Below are 770 nucleotides of genomic sequence, written 5' to 3' on the forward strand. Positions count from 1 at the left end.
CGACCAGCCAACCACCGAGACGGTCGTCGGCACCATCTTCTCCGTGCTCGAGCACGAAGCTGAAGGCACCAGCGTTTCGTCCTTCTTCGATCAGATCCCGGGCGCCGATGCGCTGGCCCAGAAATACGATGTGATGGCCGCCGGCGCCGCAGCTGGTTCGGGTGGCGGCTTGCTGTCTTCGCTGCAGGGAGCGTTGGGCGGCGTGCTCGGCGAAAAGGCAGGCGCATTGATCAACGGCGTCGCGGCACTGAAAGAGTCCGGCCTCGACATGGCGCAGATCCGGCAGGCCGGCGAGACTTTGATCAAGCAGGCCGAAGCGGCTGCCGGCCCCGACCTCACCAACCAGGTGCTCGGTCAAGTGCCCAGCCTGAGGAGCCACCTTGGCCTTTGAGCTTAACCCGGCGCCTTACTTCGGCAGCGTGTAGGCCATCACGTAGTCGCCCGGCTTGGTGCCGACCGAGCCGGGTGATTATGTGATGGCTTACGCTTTGCCGACGTGAAGGCCTGTTCAGAGCCCGAGGTGGCCTTTGAGGCCCGGCACCGAGCCAAGCACCTGATTGGTGAGATCCGGGCCGGCGGCGGCTTCCGCTTGCTGGACCAGCGTGGCGCCGGCCTTTTGAATCTGCGCCATGTCGAGGCCGGAGGCCCTGAGCGCGGCGATGCCGTTGATCAGCGCGCCGGTCTTCTCGCCGAGCACGCCGCCAAGCGCCCCCTGCAGCGACGACAGCAGGCCGCCGCCCGAGCCGCTGGAAGCACCTGCGGCCATGACA

1 protein-coding gene and 1 pseudogene are annotated in these 770 nt (G+C 66.8%); one reads left to right on the forward strand and one right to left on the reverse strand.

What is annotated here, in order from left to right:
- Positions 1-391: hypothetical protein (locus EOA29_RS38645; protein ID WP_127222526.1), on the forward strand; the 391-nt coding region annotated here is incomplete at its 5' end.
- A gap of 117 nt (positions 392-508) precedes the next feature.
- Here EOA29_RS38645 and EOA29_RS38650 read toward each other — a convergent pair.
- A pseudogene (locus tag EOA29_RS38650) lies at positions 509-770 on the reverse strand (hypothetical protein); the annotation flags it as partial.

The organism is Mesorhizobium sp. M1E.F.Ca.ET.063.01.1.1 (genome assembly GCF_003998155.1).
In the GTDB taxonomy this organism is placed as follows: Bacteria; Pseudomonadota; Alphaproteobacteria; order Rhizobiales; family Rhizobiaceae; genus Mesorhizobium.